Source organism: Paenibacillus sp. FSL R10-2199 (assembly GCF_038000235.1).
In the GTDB taxonomy this organism is placed as follows: Bacteria; Bacillota; Bacilli; order Paenibacillales; family Paenibacillaceae; genus Paenibacillus_AQ; species Paenibacillus_AQ phytohabitans.
This window is the reverse complement of the sequence record NZ_JBBOBO010000001.1, coordinates 2,548,137-2,569,376: the sequence shown is the minus strand read 5'-3', so window position 1 is coordinate 2,569,376 and position 21,240 is coordinate 2,548,137. Positions and strand designations below refer to the sequence as shown.

Sequence of the window (21,240 nt, the reverse complement as noted above, 5' to 3'; positions counted from 1 at the left end):
CGGACTATCTACCGCCCTGCCGGTGCAGCTTACGGTAACGGCCCGGCGGTACACCTGTCAGGCGTTTGAAGCTGCGGCAAAAATAAGACAGATCTTGAAATCCGGCTGTCACCGCAACCTCAATCAGCGGCATACTCTCAGCTTCCAGCAGCTCCTTCGCACGGTTGATCCGGTAATGTGTTAAATATTCCAGGATCGCAATGCCGGTCTCCTGCTTAAAGATCCGGTGCAAATAGGAGCGGGAGAAATGAAAATAACGGACCATCTCTTCCATCCGGAAGGGGAGCTTGTAGTGGTCGGCAATGTAGCCGGTCATCTGCTCCGCGAGCAGCTTCCTGCGCTCCTCCGCTTGCTGGGAAGGCGGGCCAGCCTTCTGCCGTGTCAACACAGCGAACAGTCGGAGCAGAAGGCTTTGCACTTCCAGGGTGTACGCTTCCCTCTTGCCTGCAAGCTCGCTCTCCAGCTCGAGCAAAATAGCCCGGACGCTCTCCAGCTGTCCGGTGTTCAGCTGCCAGAGCACAGAAGCAGACGCTCCATCGGGCAGCCATTCGCAGACTTGCTCCGCTGTGGAGAGGTCTACGCTGCAAAGCCTGTCCAGATACCTCTCGTCTACCGAAAGAATCAGCCGGTGCAGCGGCTGGCCATTGGCCGGTCTGGGCATATGCAGCACGGACGGCCTCACAATAATCAGGCTGCCCGCGAAAATCCCGTAGGCTTGATCTCCCGCAATGAATCCCCCGCTTCCTGCCAGGCAGAAGTACCATTCATAACCGTGATGCGAGTGCAGTTCCGCCTGCTTGATGCCATTAATGCGCTGTACACATTGAACCGGGTAATCTGCAAGCGCCCTGTTCGTCATATCATCGACCATATAGGAATTCTGCTTCTTCAATCCCGCTGAAGAAGCAGAATCCAACTCATTTACAGATCTCATTCCAGACATGCCAAGCTTCCTTTCCTCATCAGTATAAGTGTACAATTCTCCAATATATCGGGCAGGATCGCCCAAGAATTCATACAGGCAAGCCACTTATACTGCTTAATATAAGCTCAACTCTAGATCACAGGAGGACTAGTAGATTATGACAACCTTACCTTCATCACAAACACTTGAGTATGCAGCGGGCAAAGTGTACTCCTATATGCTGCGGAACCATTCCGGTAATTGGGGAATGGACATGGCGCATTGGGATTGGGTTCCCGGCGTAGGTGCCGCCTCTATTCTGGAATATTATCAGCAGGACGGCGGCGATGAGATTATAAACCGGCTGTCAGAATGGGCCCTTGCGCATTTGCACCAATCCGGGCATGCAAAGGTTATTAACTCCATGGCTCCGTTTGCCATCTTTCCCGCACTGTACAGCGTCACAGGGAATCCTGTCTTTAAGGAGAGCGCGGTCCGTACCGGTCAATGGATGCTGCATGAAGCGCCAAGAACCCGGGAAGGCGCTTTCGAGCATACGGTGACCGAACAGGCAAGCTTTCCGGAGCAGGTCTGGGCGGATACCGTGTTTATGGCTGTGCTGTTTCTGGCCCGTCTGGCCCGGCTGACCGGAGAAACCGGGTATGCCCGGGAAGCCCTCAGCCAGCTGGAGCTTCACCTGAGACTGCTTGAGGATAAACAGAGCGGCGTGCTGTTTCACGGCTGGAACTGTATCACCGGTGACCATATGTCTGCAGCCAGATGGACAAGAGCCAACGCCTGGATTGCCCTTGCAGCGCCCATGATTCTGCAGGAGGTGGAGGGCCTGCTGCCTGTGCCTGCCTCCATTACGGAGAGATACCGCCGCTTGATGGCGGCGTTAATCGGTTATCAGAGTCCGTCCGGACTCTGGCATACAGTCATGGACCGGACAGACTTCTATCTTGAAACCTCCGGGAGCGCCGGCATCGCAGCCGGGATATTCAAGGCTGTACGGATGGGCCTGCTCGGCGAAGCAGCTCTGGGACCTGCCAGAGCTGCACTTGAAGCGGTGCTGGGCACGATCAAGGCCGATGGGGAGGTCGGCGGCGTGTCCGGCGGCACTCCGGTGATGCCCACTGTGGAGGACTATAATGAAATCTCCTGTATACCCACTCTCTACGGTCAAGGCCTGGTGCTCATTCTTCTGGCCGAAGCCATGAAGTGAAGGCTGACTCCGTTCACAAGACCCTGCCTATGCGGGGGGAAGCCAGACCAAAGGCACCGCAATCCTTGCGGTGCCTTTGGTCTGTGCCGGGCTTGTATACCTAGCACTTAATGTTCAGATACCGAAGATCAGTCTCCGGGCCTCCTTACCCCTTAGTCCTGTCCTCTGAGCGCTTCCACCATGTCCGGCTTCAGCCGCAGATTAAGCGCCAGTTCCCCATCCTCCGTACTCCAGCTTGCAGTAACTTCTTCCCCGTTGCCTGCGGCCGACATGGTTACGAAGAAGGAGTCCGGGCTGCTGTCCCGTCCCTCATCCTCGCGTACCGACAAGGTAAAGACGACCGCTGCCTCGTCCAGAGCCGTAAAATCAATTCTCCGGCGTTCACCGCTGTACAGCACCAGATCAAGGCAGAGGGTGTCGCAGCTGTGGACAATTTCCCATTCCGGATTCTGGACCAGCGAAGTTGCCCCTCCGGCAAACCGGGTATACAAACCGCGAAGGGAAAGCTTCACCCCGCCTATGGATACCACCGCCCCGCCGTCCACGGCATTGGCGGTTACACCGTCAAGACTGCCGCCGATTTCCAGCCGCAGGCGCAGATCCTCTGCCTGGATGCCGCCGTCGATCCGGTCCAGACCGATATGCGTATCCCCGCCGTTCAGCGAGAGCTGAAGACCGCACAGCACGTTCCCCTTGCGCTGCTCGGCGGAAAAGACGGGTGCGGAAAAATCATAGCCGTCATGCAGCATCCGCAGCGCCGCATAGACCGTTCCGCCGGGACCGTCCACATAGGCCAGCAGATTGCGCCGCTGATTCCACATGACCTCCTTGCTGGCCGAACCAAGCGCATAGCGCGTAGTCATGTAAGTTACAGCGGTTTTTTCATAGCCGTCTTCACTGCGGTAATACACCTCGCGTACTTCCCTTTCAGCGGCTTCCCTGAACAAGGCGCGGTAGGATTCGGGACAGAAAATACCAAGGTTGTACCATTCCAGATCGTAGAACATATCCGCTGGAGCACAAAAATCCAGTTCTCCCTCCAGCGCCAGCTGCAGGAACGCCCTAGCTGCATCCGGCAGCAAGGTGGAATAACAGCGGCTATGTGGCCCCGCCCATTGCCCTGTGGACGCGTGAAAATGCCGTGCCACCCCCTCCCAGGCCAAATTTAGCATATCCTCGCATATTTCCAGCGCCCGGCCGATCCTGGTCGCGGAGCGGATGCGCGATAATTCAATAATCGCCACCTTAGTGTACGTCGGACTGTTGTATTCCTGAAACGTCCGGGTTCGGCTGGCATATTGATGGAAGGCCTCGAATTTCTGCAAGCCATAATCCAGATAGCGCGGATTCTGAAACACTTCTCCCGCGAGCAGCGTCACAAACGATCCCATAATGGCAATATTCGTATAATGCGGACCCATGTTGCGCCGGATGATGGACTCGCAGGCGTGAAATACCGATTCCCGCACCCTATCCAGCAGCTCCGCAGGCATCCGGTGCTTATGCCGGATTACTGTTGTTAGAAGTACTTTCCCGATAAAATCCGCCCAGTTCCAATCCGGGGGCCTCATGCTGGACAAGGGCTCTTCCAGATAATACGACCAGATACCATAAGTCACGCTGGCCGGATCATGGTCCTGAAGTGAAACGATTTGCCGGATCACGGCAAAAGCCCTATCCTCAGCATCCGTAAGCCCGGTATCCAAAAGCCCTTGGGCATATTCAATGGAAGAACGTATGGAATGCACCTGTTCCACATTATGAAGTGCGGTGTGGTAGCCGTTGGTTGTATATTTCTCTCTGATCATCGAATGCACCGGGCTGAATTGATTCTCCAATTGCTCAAGCCTCCACCGCAGGAGAGCCTGTTCATCGAGCAGATTATTCATTGTGATCCTACCCTTCATATTAGGAAAGAGAAGCCGCCAATGCCCCGGCTTCTCCCGCTCCCTGTTACTTGCGCCGCTGCTCCCGGTATTCGGAAGGCGTCAGCGCAGTGAACTTTTTAAAAATGCGGACAAAGCTGTTGACGTTGCCGTAGCCGACCGCTTCGGCAATATCCATAATTTTGCCGTCCGTCTCCTCCAGCAGCCGTTTGGCCTCAGCCATGCGCAGCGCCATCAGATAGTCGATGAAGTTGCCCTCGGTCTGCTCCTTGAACAGCTTGCTCAGATGGGACACGCTGACCCGGTATTCCTCAGCCAGCAAATTCAGCGAAAGATCGGTTCGGCTGTAATTGTCATGAATATATTCCAGCACCTTCAGAATCAGGCCGTTTTTCTCTCTGCTGCTCCGTTTCTCTTTGATGGCTTCCATATGCCCCTGCAGGGTCTTCATTAGAAATTCCTTGATCTCTTCCAGGCTTTTGTGCAGATTCAGCGACTCCTGCAGCTCCTGGGGCATTTGGATATTATTGTGGCCGATGCCAACATCCTCGGCGATTTCCGCCGCCTTCATCAGGCATTGAAGGCTGAGCTGCCGGATGATCTGGGGCGGCACGCCATATTCGGCGAAGGCTTCGAACCATCGTTCCACCTGCTCGCGCAGCTTCGTGCCATCCAGCAGCTTCAGCGAATCCATCATATCCTCCGTCATCGCCACCAAACGGTAGAAGCGGGGAGAAAGATCGCCGTGAATATCCTCACGGGTAATGATCGAGTTCGCGCCGAAGACAAGGCGGTAGGATAAGGCTTCTTTGGATTGCTTAAAGGACTTGTGAAGCTCTGTCATAGACTCCACCAGCCCTCCCACCCCAATGGAGATGGTGCGCCGGAAGTGCTCTTCCACATACGATTTGATCAGTTCCGCCACAGCCACCGCCCGCAGCTCGGCATCGGCATCATCGTCGGCAAAGCTGATGATGATCGCACAGGTGCCATTCTCCAGCTCGATGGCAGCGCCCTTTCCCTCTGCCAGAATCAACTCTTCGGCCAAATTGCAAAGCGCATAATTGTACAGGTGCACATCCCGGATCGCAGCAATCTCCTCCCGCCGGTCCAGCTCCGCGTTCAGCACGACAAAGCGGTTCGGATGAAACTGGATTCCGAGCATCTCCATATACTGCACAACATTGTAGATATTGATCTTATAGTTGGAGAGCAGCTCCATCAGCAGCTGCCACTTAAGCATGGGATGGGTTTCCCGCATCTGCTTGTGCAGCTGGTCGCTCTGAACCAGAATCCCTTCAAAAGCGGACTCCAGAAATTGCAGATCATCTGCCCGGTCTGTCTCCTTAGCCTGTGGGGAATATTCGTTCAATTTGACGGAGAGTGTGTGCAAAAACCGGTTCAGCGGTCTGAAGGTCCACTTGCCGAGCGCCAGGCCCATGGCGGCAGCGGCAATGAGGATCATCGCCGAAATCACGGCCAACGTATTGCGGAGTGCAATAAGCGGCTGGTTGAGCTTAAGATCGGAAACGGTGCGGATCAGCGTCCATCCGGTGTAAGGAGAGTCCGTATAGAAGACCATCGACGGCTTCTGATCCACCTGGGAGTGAAAATTCCCCATTCTGCTCTTGCGGCTCAGTGCCTCATGAATATATGAGGACTGGCCGATGTTCTGCCCCAGCTTGTTCTCGGCGGGATGAAGCACGATCTGCCCTGTCTCATCCACAATAAAGGTCTCCCCAAGATCCTCATCCTCATTGTGAATCAGCGAGAGCAGCATTTCCGTCTTCAGATTCAGTGCCATTGCCCCTTTGCGGGCACCCACGGAATGAAGCAGCGGATAGGTGCGGACCAGCGTGACCACATTTCTGTAGATCGGCGAGCTGGACCGGTTAATGACCAGCTGGCGGCTCGGCAGCCACTCAAAATAGCCATCGAACGTCTCGAACGTATTGATCCAGCCGTAATCCTCCAGCTTGCGTTCCTCGGTCAGCACATCCCCGGAAACCAGCCTGTTCTGGCTGTAAGAATACATATCAATGGAGAAGATGTAATCGTCACTGCTTATGAGCCGGTCGATCTGTCCGCCCAGCCGGAAATCATTGCCCGCCGCTTCCTCGCTGGGAAGCTTCTCATCAAAAAACTTCTGGACCTCATCATTCTGAACGAGCTGCACGGACTCATTGTCCACACTCTTCAGCACCAGCTCCAGCTTCTGGTTCATATGCTCCAGCAGCTCCATATTCGTCCGCGTCAGGCGGTCCTTAAGATCGCCGGTGAAGATGAAATAAAACAACAGCCCCGATATGCACACAATCAGGAACAAAAGAATCAGCAAGCCCGCCATCAATTTTTTTGCCCATTTATTCTGCAAAGCTCCCCATCCTTTAGTTCCCGACTGATCTCAGCCGTTACTCAAAACTGGCCTTGTTCTGCTCGTACCATTCCTGCGCCTGGACCTCTACCTGCTCTCCGCCCAGCCGTTTCCATTCCTTACGGATTTCCTCAAGCGCCCAGTCCCCGGTATACTTGCTTCCCTGTGTGGTAACCTTGGCGCGGATCTCATTGATAAAGGGCGTCATGGATGTCTGGATTTCATTGAATTCCACAAAGCTTGGCTGATATGGAATATCCCGTCTGAATTCATTCTTCATCGCCAGCTCAAGCCCCTGCTTGCTGAGCGCGGCGAGGCGCTGGGAAACTTCGTCCGCAGCGGCCTTCACCAGCAAATCTTCCGGTTTGAACGTATTGTTGCGCAGGACGGCGTATTCTCCGGCGTATCCTACTTCTTTCTTGAATTTGTCAGGGTCGATCACCTTGGCGACTCCGTTCACATCGGTGTAGTGCTCGCCCTCAAAGCCGTTGTTAAGTGCCTTCCAGCCTTCATCCACCATCCAGTCCAGATAATTCACAGCCGCTTCGGGATCGGCCATATCCTTGTTGAAGGCAACATAAATGAATGGGGAGGTCTCCTGATACAGGCCGAATTTGCCGTATTTCGTGGATACCGGCTCCAGCGGCACAGGCTGCGCATCCGGCACATTGGCCAGCATATCCTTCAGTTGAGATTCCATCGTTCCGCCGCCCCAGTTGGCGATATAGATGCCTGCCTTGCCGGTGGTCCAGAGCTGGATGGCCCGCTGATTGTTCTTGTCGGTCAAATATTCCTTATCGACCAGCCCCTGCTCGTATACCTGCTTCTCCAGGGACATGACATCGCCGAACCGGTCAAGCAGGGCACCGTACGCCATCTTGTCGTCTTCCAGATACCACTGGTTGTTCATATCCGCATAAATGGCCGAATAGAAGTCAAAGGTGGTTGAGCCTACGATCGGCGTGGTATCCGCGGCGCCGTTGCCGTCCGGGTCTCCATCCTTGAAGGCCTGGGCGACCTGAAGCAATTCGTCAATGGTGGTCGGCATGGCCAGTCCAAGCTTATCCAGCCAGTCCTGGCGAATCCAGGCGCCGTGATTGGCAACGGAATTCATGGTCCGCTCCGTGGCAACCGCATACATTTTTCCGTCGAACGTCAGGTACGGCTTAAGTTCTGGATGCGCTTCCAGATAGGCTTTGTAAGAGGTGCTGTACTTCTCGATATATTCATCAATCGGCTGGATCGCCCCTTGAGTAACCAGCTTTCCGATATAACTGCGGTCAAATTCCCAAATCAGGTCCGGCGCCTGGTTGGAAGCGATCAGCACATTTAATTTATCCTGGGCCTGTGCCCGGGGAACCGGAATAATCTTCACGTCTATCCCGCTCTGCTCCTTGATCCATTTGACCCAGCGGTTGTCCTCATAGGTGCCCTCATCGCTGGAAACGCCGCCGCGGTCGAACATTGAAACGCTTACAGCCTTGGACTTGCTGTTTGTCGCCTCGGGGCTGGAGGTTGCCGGCGAATCTGTCTTGTTATTCGCCGTGTCCGTGTTGTTCGCGCACCCGCTCAGCAGCGTGGCCGCCGCTATCCCCAGCGTCAACGCTGAGGACAGCCATTTGGTTTTGTGCATTTTCATTTTTAAATAACCTCCCTTATTAATCTAGCATATCTTCAAGCTTGTGGTAAGCTCGTGATATCAGCCTTTGACCGAACCCAGCATAACGCCTTTGACAAAATGCTTTTGCAGGAACGGGTAAACACAGAGAATCGGCGTGATCGAGAAAACAATGGATGCCGCGCGTATTCCCTCCGGTGTAATGGAAATCTGCCCTACGCCTTCCCCGCTCTTCAGCAGTTCGGGACTGACCATTTCGATCATCTGATACAATCTGACCATCAGGGACATTTTGTCGGTGCTCTGGATATAAATCAGCACATTCATATAAGAGTTCCACCAGCCCACTGCATAGAACAGGGTCAGAGCCGCAATGACCGGCATGGACAAGGGAAGGATAATTCTCCAGAGTATGGTCAATTCATTGGCTCCATCGATAGCGGCGGATTCTTCCACCTCTTCCGGAAGTCCCTCGAAAAAGGACTTCATGACAAACATGTTATAGACGCTGATTAATGCGGGCAGCCAGAGCGCCCAATACGTGTTGACCAGCCCCAGAGCGTTAATTAACAGAAAATGGGGAATCATCCCGCCGCCAAACAGCATGGTGAACAATACAGCCATCAGAATAGCATTTCTTCCCCGCAGCCTGCTTTTGGACAAGGGATAGGCGCACAGCACGGTGAACAGCATGTTAAAAGCAGTCCCCGCAACGGTGATGAACACCGTATTTTTCATGGCTACTACCAGTTGCCCGTCGTCCAACAGATTGCGGTAGGCGTCCAGATTAAAATCAACCGGCCAGAGGAAAACCTCCCCGCCGCTGATCGCCCGGCTGCCGCTGAAGGATGTGGCGATAATATTGATAAAGGGAAACACTGTCGCCGCGGCAAACAAGGCAAGCGCGATATAATTCAGCCACCGGAAAAATACGGATGAGAACTCGGCTTTGGCTTTCATAAATGTAATCGACCTCTTTCTGTAAGCATGATTCCTCCTACCACAGGCCCCGCTCTCCCATAGTCTTGATCAGCCGGTTGACCGAAATGACCAAGATAAAGGCGATAAGTGACTGGAACAGCCCCAGGGCCGTTGTATAGCTGTATTGAAGATTTTCGATCCCGCGGGTATAGACATAAGTACTGATAACCTCGGCAACCTGGCTGACGGCGCTGTTCTTCATGGCGTAGACCTGCTCAAAGCCGACATCCATCATTTGGCCTACCCGGAGAATCAGCAGAATTGCCGCGGTACCGCGGATACCCGGCAAGGTGACATGCCAGATTTGTCTAAATTTACTGGCTCCGTCGATTTTGGACGCCTCGTACAGGGTAGGGTCAATGCCGCTTATAGCCGCCAGATACAGAATCGTTCCGAATCCCGCCTCCTTCCATATGCTTGAAGCAATGAAGGATACCGGCCACCAGAAGGTGTCTGCCATGAAATAAATCGGCTCCAGACCAACCCATTGCATCAGTTGATTCACGATCCCGGTGGATGGGGACAGGATGGCGATGACTATGCTCCCCAGAACCACCCAGGAGATGAAATGCGGGATGTACAGCAGATTTTGCAACACACGCTTGTAGCTGCTCCGGGTCACCTCGTTGAGCAGTATAGCCAGAATAATCGGCACCGGGAAAGCAAATACGAGACTGTACAAATTAAGCAGCAGCGTATTGCGCAGTACTGTATAAAATTCCGGGCTGGCAAACAGCTTCCTGAACTGCTCCAGACCTACCCATTCGCTCCCCCATATTCCATCCGCCAGCCTGTAATTTTTAAATGCAATAATTTCTCCGAATAATGGGCCGTATTTGAACAGCACAAAGAATACAGCAACCGGAATAAGCATGAAATACAAATATTTATCCCGCTTCAGCTGTTTCCGGAATCGGCTTTTGGATACTGCGGCTCCGGAGCCTTTCTGCATCGCCGGTGGAATATAGGGCTCTGCGGATTGTGACAAGTTAATCTCTCCTTTCTTGTTTCTTGCTAAAGGCTCGTTCAGCAAGCGCATCCTCTGTCTGAACGGCTGCCCTCAAATTAGCATGAAAGAAGGAGCTTCCGAAACCTTCACTTTCCCGTTTTCTACACCATTTCCCGATCCGGCACCCTTCATCATTTGTTCCAACCTTCATTTTTTAAGCCGGGCAGTACATTCGGTTCCTTTTTTGGAAGTTTATATAGCACAAATAGCGGCATTCCCGAAGGAATGCCGCCCGTGCAAACATTATAAAGATTCGCCGCCCTCTATCTTAACTTAAGACTCAGACACAGCCGTTTCCTGCTCCATTATTCTCAGCAGGACCACTACCGCTTCAGCGCGGGTCGCGGTCTTCAGTGGAAAGAATTTCCCCTGAGCGTCACCTTGGAGGAAGCCTGCTTCGGTTGCGCCGGATACCGCTGCTTTGGCCCAGACCGGAATGTCTGCTTCATCCTTGAAGGATATCTTCTCCGCAGCCAGCTTCACTTCCGTTCCGTAGTGCGCCCGCATGAGCAGAACCGCCAGCTCCGCCCGGGAGAGCGGCGCTCCGGGACGGAGGGTGCCATCCGCGTAGCCTTCTATCCATCCGGCCTGCACAGCCGCGGCCGCAGAGCTTCGCGCCCAGCTGCTTACCGACTGCGCATCCGTAAAGGACAGGCCGCTCAGACTCTCTGCCGGCTGCAGTGCCCGGGCCCGGGCCAGCAGCGTCAGGAACTCCTCGCGGACAACCTGCTGATCCGGACGAAAGGTTCCGTCCGCGTAGCCGTTCGCGAGCCCTGCGGACATTGCCTGCAGGATGCTGTCCTTGGCCCAGTGGCCGCCAATATCGCTTGGAGCGGCTCCGGTGCTTGTTCCATCCTTCTCCGGCTCAGCCGGAGAAGGGCTGAGCGCGAATACGGCAAACTTCGTGAACCTATTCACCCCGGCAGTAAGCCGGTCCCCGTCCACCGTTCCTGCAATCTCCACCCAGATACGCTCCTGCTCGCTCCAGGCAAACATTGCGGGCTGCTGATGCGCCTTCAACTGCGCCTTATCAAAGCGGATGCTAAGTGTAGCAGATTTGGCGGGCATCAGGTCAGGCTCCATGGTGATCTCATAAACCGGACTGATCAATCCTCCCGGCAGGGTCCCGCCGGAACCCTGCCCTGTCTGCAGCTTGTTGATGGAGAAGCTCACTGCAGTATCTATAAACCCACTGGGGAGAAGGAGTCTGACTTCATCTCCGAGCTGTACCTCCCCGGCCTGCCCTGCCGCCAGACTCAGCTTGCCCGGCAATGTGACGCTGTCCGTGGTGACGGGATTGCTGCCCGGATCAGGATTGCCGCCCAGATCGGGATTGCTGCCAGGATCGGGATGGCTGCCCTCTACGGTTCCCAAGTTAAGCAGCTGCGGCGTGAACGGGGCAAGCGTTACGGCCGATGCTCCAAGAATCTTGCCCTGAATCAATTCCTGTATGCTTTCCGGCGCCTGTCCGTTGAGAAGTATATTTACCTGTTTGGTCTGCCAGCTGTAATTGGCGACATTCAGCAGCAGTCTGCCTTCGTATACACTGGTTCTCCACTCCACATTGGAGACTGTTTCTCCGGTTTGAGCATCCTTCAATTCCACCTGAAGCAGATTCAGCTGTCTGAGCAGCGGAATAAGCTGCGCTTGCAATGCCGGGAGAGTCGGCGAAGCTAACGCGGTTGCAGTTCCTGTTACAGGAATAACTGCAGCATGCGCCATAATATAGCTTCTGGCCGCTTCCGGATGCGTCTGGTTATGGGCATCCCGGATAAAGGAATCCTGGCCCAGCACAACCGCCTGCCCCCCTTGTTCAATATAGGCTTTGACGGCTTCTATAGTCTCTGCGTCCACATTCCGGGCATCCGGAATAATCAGCAGCTTGACGGAAGACAGCTTGCCTTCCCCGATCTGCTTCTCACTGACAAAGCCGACCTTCTGCCCGGAGAGGGACAGAGCGGAATAGGCCCGGTCCACCGCCTCCAGATAAGCCGGACGGTACAGGTTGGACGCCTTAGAATACAGAACGGCCGTTTCTGCGGGAGCGTTCTGGAAGGAGGTCACCTCACGGGCCAGACGGTTCAGGTCCATGCCTGTTGTGCCGATAGCCGAAACGACATCCGGACGGTACAATACACTGCCCTCGAAATCGCTGGCGGGATCAGTGGTTCTTTCCCATACCCAAATGGTGGAAGCGCTTCGTCCATGGATAGCTCCCTGCCATATATCGTTGCGCACATGGGGCGCCTGTTCAGGCACATAGCGGCTGTCGCGGTCGGGAATGATGTGGTCTTCCGAATTGAACACAGGAGCCGTTTTAAAGGAGGACAGCAGATCATAATATTTAAGCTTCTCTATAATCGTTGCTCCCTCGTCATGCAGATAATTCCAGGCATCCAGACCATTCAGATCACTGAGGCCGGATATCTGCTCCGGATCTATCCCCCAAGATAACGGGGACTTGGCCAACTGGGACTTGGCCAGCACTCCACCCATGATTTTTACACTTACAGGAATATCCGGCGCCATTTCATGGATAATATCTGCCATCCATTCATGCCACTCAGCAAACAGCTGGTCATTAAAGCTGATCCAGTCATAATAAAGTGCTGTCCGTTCCTCCGCCTGCGGCATCGCAACCTGCTCAAAGGATTCATAGGCGGTATTGTACACGGCATTCAGCTGTCCAATATCCGAATACATCTGCTTCAGATAAGACTGCCATGCGGGCTTTTGCGCAGGATCTTTATAAGAGATGAACACCGGCTCATTGGACAATACGATATTCTGGAGAGCAGGATAATCCTTGACCATGGGAATCAGAGTGCGCAGATAATCCTCAATCGCCTCCCTTGCCTTCGGATGATTAAAGTTGAATTTGATGAAGCCGCTGTTAGTAGAACGGATTTCAGGGTACTTTTGCAGCAGGAATTCCGGGAAATAGTGCGGTGACAGCAGCAGGCTCACCGCCTGATTATGTTCACCGGCACTTTGCAGCGCCTGCTGGATATCATTGCGGATGTTGGCCGTAGAGATGAGATAATCCTCTTTCACTACCGTACCGTCATCCTCAAATCCGGGATACGCCGCCAGATTGGCGGTGGTCCCGCTTTCCACAATGCCAATACTGTCGATCAGCAGAGAATCGGTTACATTCTCGGACACGATGCGGAAATCCAGCGAGGTCTCGGCACTGCCCGTGCGATAGGTTTTGGTGATTTTCTGCCAATCATAGGTTCCCGCCGGGATACCCAGCCGGGTTGCGAAGGTCCCGAACCAGACGTTGTTTACATTGGCGCCTTTGACCCACATGCTGAATTCATAATTGGTGTTTGGCTTGACGGCTATTTTCTGCCATACCGTTCCGTACACATTTGCAGCCTTGGGCGTAAGGTTGACTATCTTCAAGGCACGGCTTCCTTCGTGAACCACTTCTGTCCCGTAAGAAAAGCTCGCCTTGGCTCCCCCCCTGAGCTCCGTGCTCCACCCAAGTATCGTATTGGGCGATTGGAGGATACGGTTAGGCCCGGTCTCCATCTGGATCATGTTCGACCCAAGCTGGGACAGAACAGGAATATCCTTTTTCACCTGGGCAAAATGCCCGTAACCGGTAAAGAAGACCGGTCTTGACTCCTCTGTCCCTGTCTGCGAATTGATCGTGTTGCCAATGAAAGATTGCCGGTCGATAGTCACATCGCCGGTAACATAATGCGGAACCGGGAAACTCGTCTGTGTCCCAGCCAAATAAGCCTCAAGGCGGTCCTCGGTCTGCTGGTACAACAGCAACAGCTGGTCCCTGACATATTGCGCCCGTTCCAGTTTATTTTGGGCAATATCTTCCTTGCCGTAAGGAATAAATTTATCGATGACCGCGATATCCAGCTTTTCATAATCCACTGCAATCCCCTGCGCCTCCACCTGCTCCAGCAGCGCTTTCAATTCACCCATATTATCTTCAAGCTGCTCTATGTCCTGTTCAATCTGAGTGCCGGAAGGAAGAATGTCGAGCTCCCACTCCAGTGTCCTCTCTTCGCCCGTTCCCGTTTCCCTGACCTCTGCCGTGAGCGATTGCTCTCCGGTTCCGGCAAAGAAGGCCGTAATCGGATACTGCAATACGGAATGCGCAGGTACTGTGATATTCCTCCATGCCGGGTCCACTTGAGCTATCTTTGTCTGGAATTGCTTCGCCTGATCTGTGGAATTTACCAGCTTCAGCTGAAAGTCCAGCGGCTCATTCTGCTCCGCTGTGTAGCGGTTCTCTTCCGGTTGCATATAATCTCGGTCCAGCCATGCCGCCCACGTACTGTTTTGCGGGATGAAGAACAGATTCCCGAAGCTGTACTGGTCCTTCAGTTTCCCTATGCCCGGCGTCCATTCCACCCAATTCTTCCGTCCGGCTCCGTCATTGTCATTCAGCACAAAATTGAAAGGCATGGATGCCCCCGGTTCATCCGCATGGAGCGCACTCCAGGGAATTTCAGCCTCATAGATGGTTTCGGAGCCAACCCGTTTGGTCTGCAACCGGATAGGCTGCTTATCTGCGGGCGTATCTCCCTGATTCCATGTCCATACCTCAGGCGCTCCGTTCACCTGGGCGAATCCATACTCCGGACCATACAACACACTTGTTCCCGAAGCGAACTGGATACTGTCCCCTGACCACATCGCTGCTCCGGCCACACCGGATTGCACATCATCGCGCACCTTCACGGCAAAATAGAGGAGATTCTGATTATAAGCAAAATATACTCTGCCTAATAAATCGTCAGGTCCCTGCCAGCTGGCCAAATTGGCCTGGCTGCTTCCGGGCAGCGGCAATTCGATGTAGGAGGCTTCGTCCCATTCACTTAAATCACCGTCCAGGACGATCCCGTCCGCATAATAGACAGGCACCGCCTTTCCTTCCGCCAGACTTCCAAGGAAAGTCTGCTCATCCGTCACCGTGCCTGCCCCGGCTCCGTTTACGCTATAGCTGAAGGTTGAGACAGGACTGTCTGCATATCCTAGGCTTTTTGCATACGCTTTCAAAACTAATGAACGATCGATGGCGACCGGCCCGGTGTACCATTGCTTTGTCGGAGACAAAACAGGGTCCGTGCTATCTGTTGTGTAATAAACGGCAGCAGAGACGGTTGCTGTAGCCAAGCTGACAGTTGTGCCTGATTCCACGGGTCCAGAAGGAGGATCGGCGCTGACAGCCGCGGCTTGCGGCACAGTCTCAAAGTCCCCGTTCTGCAGCAGATTGGTATCCGTTCCTGCCTCCACCATCGTCAAATCATCAAGCCAAAGCGCCCCTGTTACGCCCTCGGAGAGAACGGTGAACGGGTAAGAGGTGGCCGAGGCATCTGTTGTAATATTAAACACCATGGACTGCCAATCGAAGGTTCCCGTCGGCAGAGCCTTTTTTAGCGACCAGCCGGCATTCAGTGCGATACTTGAGTACGAGGCTTGAGCCCCCTTGACCTTCAGGCTTACCTGATAGGTGGTATTGGGCTTCACCGGAACATTCTGCCGGATCGCCAGAAACACATTGCTGGCCTTGGGCGTCCGGTTCACTATTTTTAACGCGGCCTGACCTGCGCTGAATACGGTTTGGTCGATGTAGACTTCCCCGTCCACCCCATTGTTATTGTAGCTTGTTGGCCAGCCTGGAATATTGGCGATCGGCGCAGATGCGGCATATGCAGGGGGGATGTTAATCCCGCTGTCCAGGATCAGCAGCACACTGAGCAGTACGGCAGCAACTCTTGCGGAATACCTTTGGGTTCTCAAAATCGAATGCCTCCTTTGCGGCTATAATTGGCTTCGCTTATTCTCGCTCTCCGGCCGGAGCTCCGGACGTTCCTCCTTTCTTTCAGAGTCTAAAGCACCTATAACCTACCATCTGGCATCGTTTTGTGTTATCTGCACCTTTTGTGACGGTCTGCTTTATTTGTGATTTTGAGGTTTCTATTTTTGTGCTTCTCTCTATCTAATGCTTAAGATGCGGGATGGCTATTCAACTGAGCCCCATTAATCCATAGAAAATAACACCCGCAGCAGGAGATATATCGCATCTCCATTCTGCGGGTGTTATCGTATATCTTGCTTATAGCTAGTAGCTGCGGCTGTCCTGAACATGAATATAGTTAACGCCTTGTGCGGTCAGTTTAGAGCCGCTCGTATTCGCAACGCGGACTGCTTTTTTCCCTTTGCCGCTGAGGGAGAAACTGATATTATTGGCCAGCTTATTCTCCACAATCTGTTCCAGTGCACTATGGTATCCCCCGATTGTTATACCCTCCAGGTTCTCCAGCACCGGTTCTTTGCCCTCTTCAATCGTCTTGAGAATCTGATAGATCAACGACTTGCTTCCGTCCATCTTCCATTCGCCTCCCGGGTCTATTGTGAGCGTTTACAATCTTTCGGCTGCGTACACAAAGTGAATGCTTTTGTATATGTATGTCTTATTCGACAATGTATACCCATTACCTCTTATTGGAAAAGCGAAAAAGGTTGTCAATAGTATGTTTCGTCCATATGTTTCCCGTACAGGCTGGAGGTTCCGACAAGTCTGAATTCCCCATTTACTTTGGCATACGTATAGTTCACATCAGGTTCATCTTTGAATAGTACATCTGCATCATAGTCGCCCGATTTGAAGCTGTAGCCTCCCCGGATTTCCTGAATATTTGCAGCCGGGTACAATCTTGTATGAACCAGATATTCTTTCACTTCACTAGCGATCTGACTTTTCTTATGAGGTAATCCGGTAAGCGATATATATATCCCTCCGGCCAATATAGTCATTACCACTAACACAATAATTGAAATCCGGTTTTTAAATCTCAAAGGATAGCCTCCGTTCCACACTGGAATTTCAAAAATGCGATAGAATAACATATTTTTACATCTACTTTCATTTTAGCATAATGGCCCTTGTGAGGCTAACATCAAAAAAAGCACCGGTTAAGGTGCTTCTCATATTGCAACATGCTTATGCATTCTGCCGGTAAACCGGTGCACCCAGGGGAGAACTGCCCGCTCCGCCGTCTACAGCGATATCGGCACCTTGGATATAAGAGGAATCATCCGAGGCCAGAAACAGCGCCACCTTGGCAATCTCTTCCGGATCACCCGCACGGCCCAGCGGAATGGAACGCGACATGCCAGCTTCCACCTGGCGCCAGTTATCCATCGCAGATTGTCCCCAGATGGGTGTGCGCGTCACGCCAGGGGCAATGTTGTTAACCCGGATGCCCAGCGGGGAGAGCTCCGAAGCCAGCACTTTGGTCATGCTGCTGACCGCCCCTTTGCTGGCGGCATATGCAGAGTTACCGGGTCTGCCAGCCTTAGCCAGCACGGAGCCGGTCAGAATAACTGATGCCCCGGCCTTCAGATAAGGCAGTGCGGCCTGAACAGTGAAGAAGACACCGGTCACATTAATCTTGAGCACTTCCTCGAAAGTCGCCAAGTCTGTGCTGCCGAGCGGTGTTGAAGCCGCTATGCCTGCATTGGCATAGACAACATCCAGTCTGCCGAATGCCTCAATGGCTGCTTTCACAGCCGACACAGCGCTCTGCGGATCTGTCGCATCGGCCTGAACCGCAACGGCATGCTCCGCGCCCAGTTCTTCTACCGCCGCCTGCAAAGATACCGGATTGCGGCCGGTAATAACGACTTTGGCACCTTCAGCAACAAACAATTTGGCGGCAGACAACCCGATTCCGCTATTCCCTCCTGTAATCAAGGCAACCTTACCCTCAAGCTTTCCCATCGTGAACACTCCTTAAGTTATAAGTTTATTTGTTGTTACTGTGTAATCAAGCTTCTGGCTGTTATTTTGAGACCGAACGTTCTACTATTATCAAAAAAATTTATCCGTCTCACATTTGCAATCTTAGCATATTGAGAACGAACGGTAAAGTATTAATTTCACCGGTGTTCTCAATAAGCCCCTCGCTTAACTCTCTCCATGAATTTGCCTGGTCACCGAGACCTCCAGCTTCTCAATAAAGCGCAAAGCCTGATTGCTGCCGGGTTCAAGCTCCAGCAATTTACGGGCTATCTTAAGTGCCGTCTCGTAGTCTTTCAGTTTAGCATGGCAATAGATGATGCCGGTCATGCACTCCGTTTCATCCGGCTGGATTTTGGCCGCCAGCCCGAATGCTTCCAGTGCCGCCTTAAATTCACGCATTTCCAGAAGAACAAGACCTTTATTACGCACAGCATCATAACAGGACGGATCCAGTTCAAAGGCTCTCTCAAACTCCTTGAAGGCCGACTTGGAATCAGACATCCTAACGTAACACATTCCCAGGTTCAGATGCGTTTCAGACTGCGCTTCATTGAGCTTCAAGGATTGTTCATAACATTGCTGCGCCTGTACATAGTCCTCAACCTCATAATAATAGGTTCCCATATAATATAGAGCATCTTCACTGGCCGGATTCATTCTCAGAGCTGTCTCATAATAACGGAACGCTTTGTCCAGCTCCCCCAGTCTGAAATACACCCGGCCGAGATTAAACACTGGTCTTTCCCACTCCGGACTCTCCTGCTGAAGACGTTCGAAACAGGAAACCGCCGCCCGATACTCTCCCAGTGACAAGTGGCAGCAACCCATATAATTCAGACAGTCACCGGAATGCCCTAACTCCCACTCCTCCGTGAACAGTGCAAGCGCGCGAACGAAATCCCCGCTGATATACGCTTCTTCACCCTGATCGTAAAAACTATCCACTTCCATCCCCTCCCTTTTATCCAGCTCCTCTATATAGACAGCCATGCAAAAAGGAACAGATATCCCGCGATCCACAGCAGCGCAGCAATAATAATTAAAGCCCCTAAGTACCCCACCCAGCTGGCGGGTTTCCAGTTAAATTTAAAAATACAAAGCGAGACAACAATCAGAGCCGCCGATGGAACTCCAACAATTTGCAGCACTACCGTACTGATGATATCCATGATCCACCCCTGGGTAAGCCAATGATTCGTCAGCATGAAAAAGAACACGATTGAAGCGATATTCAGCACAACAGCGCTGATCCACAGTATTTTAACGGCTTTAACCATGCTCCACCTCCCACCTCTATCTCATTACCCGGCATACTGGTAAATTTTTCACAGCATCAGATATTCTGCAAATTGGATTGAAACAGGGTATCTGCTATTCACCACCGTAACTACACTTGCCCACACTTTAACTGTACTTTCTACAACTAAAAGTGATTTTTAATCACCCTTGAGAACTTTAATTGCAGTTCGTACACTTAAAAAATCCACTTTTGCCATAAAGGTACACTTTCCTTAATTTTAGTTGTACAGAATACACTTCGCCCGGTAAATCGGGTTTTTCTTCGTCTTTTAATTGCAGGAAATACAGTTATCCATTGACGCTGAACGGATGTCGAACGAAACGCTTTACAAACTCCGTACGCAGGCTTCCGCGTTATATGTCATGTACCTTTTTCAGTTCAATCAATATATATATCTATGGTGTACAAAAAAACGGGTCCGCCCTCGCCAGGACGACACCCGTTTCTTCATTCATTAGAAACCTTACCGCCCCGTAGTCTCAAAAGAAAACTTGGACGTCCAGGTGGCACCTGCATCCTTCGTCACATAAAGAGTCGAGCTGTTCAGGTCTCTCACCGCAAGCCAGCCTTGATTATGATCGGTGAAGGAGATCGTCCCTTCGTAGCCGGGAACCGTCATCTGATTACTCCAGGCCTGCCCGTTATTCTTGGTGAATCCGATCCCCACTTGTTCCGCTGCGGGTTGGAATCCCACCAGGAAAGCCGTTGTTTTGCCGATCATCACCAGATTGCCGGGGCTGCCCGAAGCGGGCCCCTTCTTCACCTTGGCCGCGCCGCTTCCCGGAGCCGGACCGCCTCCAGCCGTCTCTTGGGCAATCACCCGCGTCCAGCTGCCGCCGGAGTTAGCGCTGCCGTAGAGCGAATACGAAGTCTGCGACATTCCGTAACCGCCGTACAGTACGGCATACACCTGACTGCCGTTCGCATAGATTTGTCCGTATGAGGGTTCAGCGTAAGAAGATTTCAGCATCAACTTCCAGTTCGTTCCGCCGTCTGCCGTCCGCATCACCTGATACCCGCTGCCCGGTACAACGACCACGGCCCATCCGCTGCTCAGGCTGGTGAAATACGCTCCGCGTGTATTCGCTGGTGTCTTAATCAGACTCCAGCTCTCTCCGCCGTCATTCGTATAATAGGTGGACGCACGGTTGTAGCCGAATCCTTTGCTGCTGTCCAGAAACTCCACCCGCTCAAAGGTCACAGCCTTATTCGACAGCCTTTTCCAGGTAGAGCCTCCATCCGTGGTCCGGATCAGATATTTAGCCTGACCGTCATTGACCGCGGCAAGCGCCCAGCCATGGATATTATCAGGGAAGTCGATCTGCTGAAAGCTCCACTGCCCTTCATAAATCTTCTGGAAATGGCAGCCTCCGTCCGAGGTTCCAATCAGGAATCCGTTCCCGGCTGCCCGCCCCGTATCTGCACTCAGAAACTCTACATCAGAGAAGCTAAGCGGGATCGCATCTGCTCCGCTATGTGCTGCCTGCAACTCCTGAAGCAGTCCATGATCTCCCGTGCTGCAGGACGGAGCCGGGGTTGGCGCCGCCGCCGCCTGCACCGGAGAAGCCGAGGTCCCCCAGCCTAGAGTAAGGAGACTAGCGGTAAGGAGAGTTAATGTGATCTGCTGCAATCTGGTTGTCCAATTCATTGGTGACACCTCCTAGAATATATATACCCTGTATGCGGACTGCTACTCTGCGCTGTGTAATTGCTTTTCCGGCACAATCCACAAGAGCATTCAAGATGAGATTATCGCTTGTTCGAGAAATCAACCTGTTAGCCTAACCTCGGAGGGTTGCGGGTCTATATTCACTTATGAGTATAGTAAGAGTAAAACTCCTGCAATTCAACGTATATTATAAATGGTACAAAACTGTAACCAATTGAACTGTTACATTATTGCTCTGTGGTTTAAATAATAAGTACAGAAGCTTACTAACATACAGTTACTAAGAGCAAATAAGGGAAGTGAACGAGTATGATAAAAAAGGACATTCAACATGCGCTCCTCTCCAATCTGTGGCAACGCGTTCACTTGATCAGCGGAGAAACTTACACCGGAGTATGTAAAATAGATCACTCAACAGATGCACTACACATTGCAACGAACAAAGGCAGCTTCACTGTTCCTTACTGGACAATCAAGCGTTTCGTGTAAGGTCCGTG

The 21,240-nt window shown here is 52.6% G+C and carries 14 protein-coding genes; 1 reads left to right on the top strand and 13 read right to left on the bottom strand.

Features of this window, described 5'->3' with window-relative positions; genetic code table 11:
- Nucleotides 1-4: 4 nt before the first annotated feature.
- The gene (locus NYE33_RS11265; protein WP_341065835.1) at nucleotides 5-934 is read right to left on the bottom strand and encodes an AraC family transcriptional regulator; all 930 of its coding nucleotides are present in this window, start codon (nucleotides 932-934) and stop codon (nucleotides 5-7) included.
- A gap of 148 nt (nucleotides 935-1,082) precedes the next feature.
- Here NYE33_RS11265 and NYE33_RS11260 point away from each other — a divergent pair, with 148 nt between their 5' ends.
- Entirely contained in the window at nucleotides 1,083-2,129 is a 1,047-nt protein-coding gene (locus tag NYE33_RS11260) for a glycoside hydrolase family 88/105 protein (protein ID WP_042139611.1), read from the top strand.
- Between the two features lie 152 nt (nucleotides 2,130-2,281).
- Here NYE33_RS11260 and NYE33_RS11255 read toward each other — a convergent pair whose 3' ends face one another.
- From NYE33_RS11255 to NYE33_RS11200, 12 genes are all read right to left on the bottom strand, one after another.
- Nucleotides 2,282-4,036: a hypothetical protein gene (locus NYE33_RS11255; protein ID WP_341065834.1), complete on the bottom strand. Its 1,755-nt coding sequence runs from the start codon at nucleotides 4,034-4,036 to the stop codon at nucleotides 2,282-2,284.
- 46 nt (nucleotides 4,037-4,082) lie between these two features.
- A complete protein-coding gene (locus NYE33_RS11250) occupies nucleotides 4,083-6,389 on the bottom strand; it encodes a helix-turn-helix domain-containing protein (RefSeq protein ID WP_341065833.1) in 2,307 nt (768 codons plus the stop codon).
- 37 nt (nucleotides 6,390-6,426) lie between these two features.
- Nucleotides 6,427-8,028: an extracellular solute-binding protein gene (locus tag NYE33_RS11245; protein ID WP_341065831.1), complete on the bottom strand. Its 1,602-nt coding sequence runs from the start codon at nucleotides 8,026-8,028 to the stop codon at nucleotides 6,427-6,429.
- A gap of 60 nt (nucleotides 8,029-8,088) precedes the next feature.
- Nucleotides 8,089-8,967 carry a carbohydrate ABC transporter permease gene (locus NYE33_RS11240; RefSeq protein WP_042139614.1) on the bottom strand — a complete coding sequence of 293 codons (879 nt, stop codon included), beginning with the start codon at nucleotides 8,965-8,967 and terminating at the stop codon, nucleotides 8,089-8,091.
- A gap of 37 nt (nucleotides 8,968-9,004) precedes the next feature.
- Nucleotides 9,005-9,976, bottom strand: a complete 972-nt coding sequence (locus NYE33_RS11235) for an ABC transporter permease (protein WP_231575211.1) — start codon at nucleotides 9,974-9,976, stop codon at nucleotides 9,005-9,007.
- A 294-nt stretch (nucleotides 9,977-10,270) separates the two neighbouring features.
- Nucleotides 10,271-15,769: an S-layer homology domain-containing protein gene (locus NYE33_RS11230; protein ID WP_341065827.1), complete on the bottom strand. Its 5,499-nt coding sequence runs from the start codon at nucleotides 15,767-15,769 to the stop codon at nucleotides 10,271-10,273.
- Nucleotides 15,770-16,091: 322 nt separating this feature from the next.
- On the bottom strand, nucleotides 16,092-16,358 hold the full coding sequence (locus tag NYE33_RS11225) for a hypothetical protein (protein ID WP_042139617.1): 267 nt from the start codon (nucleotides 16,356-16,358) through the stop codon (nucleotides 16,092-16,094).
- 137 nt (nucleotides 16,359-16,495) lie between these two features.
- Nucleotides 16,496-16,828, bottom strand: a complete 333-nt coding sequence (locus tag NYE33_RS11220; protein WP_341065825.1) for a DUF3139 domain-containing protein — start codon at nucleotides 16,826-16,828, stop codon at nucleotides 16,496-16,498.
- 145 nt (nucleotides 16,829-16,973) lie between these two features.
- Nucleotides 16,974-17,753, bottom strand: coding sequence for an SDR family NAD(P)-dependent oxidoreductase (locus NYE33_RS11215; RefSeq protein ID WP_341065824.1), 780 nt, complete (start codon nucleotides 17,751-17,753; stop codon nucleotides 16,974-16,976).
- Nucleotides 17,754-17,939: 186 nt separating this feature from the next.
- Nucleotides 17,940-18,764: a tetratricopeptide repeat protein gene (locus tag NYE33_RS11210; RefSeq protein ID WP_341065822.1), complete on the bottom strand. Its 825-nt coding sequence runs from the start codon at nucleotides 18,762-18,764 to the stop codon at nucleotides 17,940-17,942.
- Nucleotides 18,749-19,051, bottom strand: coding sequence for a hypothetical protein (locus tag NYE33_RS11205; RefSeq protein ID WP_340942900.1), 303 nt, complete (start codon nucleotides 19,049-19,051; stop codon nucleotides 18,749-18,751). The genes NYE33_RS11210 and NYE33_RS11205 overlap by 16 nt, the downstream gene beginning before the upstream one ends.
- A gap of 486 nt (nucleotides 19,052-19,537) precedes the next feature.
- On the bottom strand, nucleotides 19,538-20,722 hold the full coding sequence (locus tag NYE33_RS11200) for a hypothetical protein (protein WP_076247856.1): 1,185 nt from the start codon (nucleotides 20,720-20,722) through the stop codon (nucleotides 19,538-19,540).
- Between the last annotated feature and the right edge of the window lie 518 nt (nucleotides 20,723-21,240).

Coding starts and splice junctions, on each gene's coding strand:
- NYE33_RS11210 (WP_341065822.1), bottom strand. CDS start 18,764: ATGGCTGTCTATATAGAGGAGCTGGATAAAAGGGAGGGGATGGAAGTG.
- NYE33_RS11260 (WP_042139611.1), top strand. CDS start 1,083: ATGACAACCTTACCTTCATCACAAACACTTGAGTATGCAGCGGGCAAA.
- NYE33_RS11215 (WP_341065824.1), bottom strand. CDS start 17,753: ATGGGAAAGCTTGAGGGTAAGGTTGCCTTGATTACAGGAGGGAATAGC.
- NYE33_RS11240 (WP_042139614.1), bottom strand. CDS start 8,967: ATGAAAGCCAAAGCCGAGTTCTCATCCGTATTTTTCCGGTGGCTGAAT.
- NYE33_RS11225 (WP_042139617.1), bottom strand. CDS start 16,358: ATGGACGGAAGCAAGTCGTTGATCTATCAGATTCTCAAGACGATTGAA.
- NYE33_RS11255 (WP_341065834.1), bottom strand. CDS start 4,036: ATGAAGGGTAGGATCACAATGAATAATCTGCTCGATGAACAGGCTCTC.
- NYE33_RS11245 (WP_341065831.1), bottom strand. CDS start 8,028: ATGAAAATGCACAAAACCAAATGGCTGTCCTCAGCGTTGACGCTGGGG.
- NYE33_RS11200 (WP_076247856.1), bottom strand. CDS start 20,722: ATGAATTGGACAACCAGATTGCAGCAGATCACATTAACTCTCCTTACC.
- NYE33_RS11205 (WP_340942900.1), bottom strand. CDS start 19,051: ATGGTTAAAGCCGTTAAAATACTGTGGATCAGCGCTGTTGTGCTGAAT.
- NYE33_RS11265 (WP_341065835.1), bottom strand. CDS start 934: ATGAGATCTGTAAATGAGTTGGATTCTGCTTCTTCAGCGGGATTGAAG.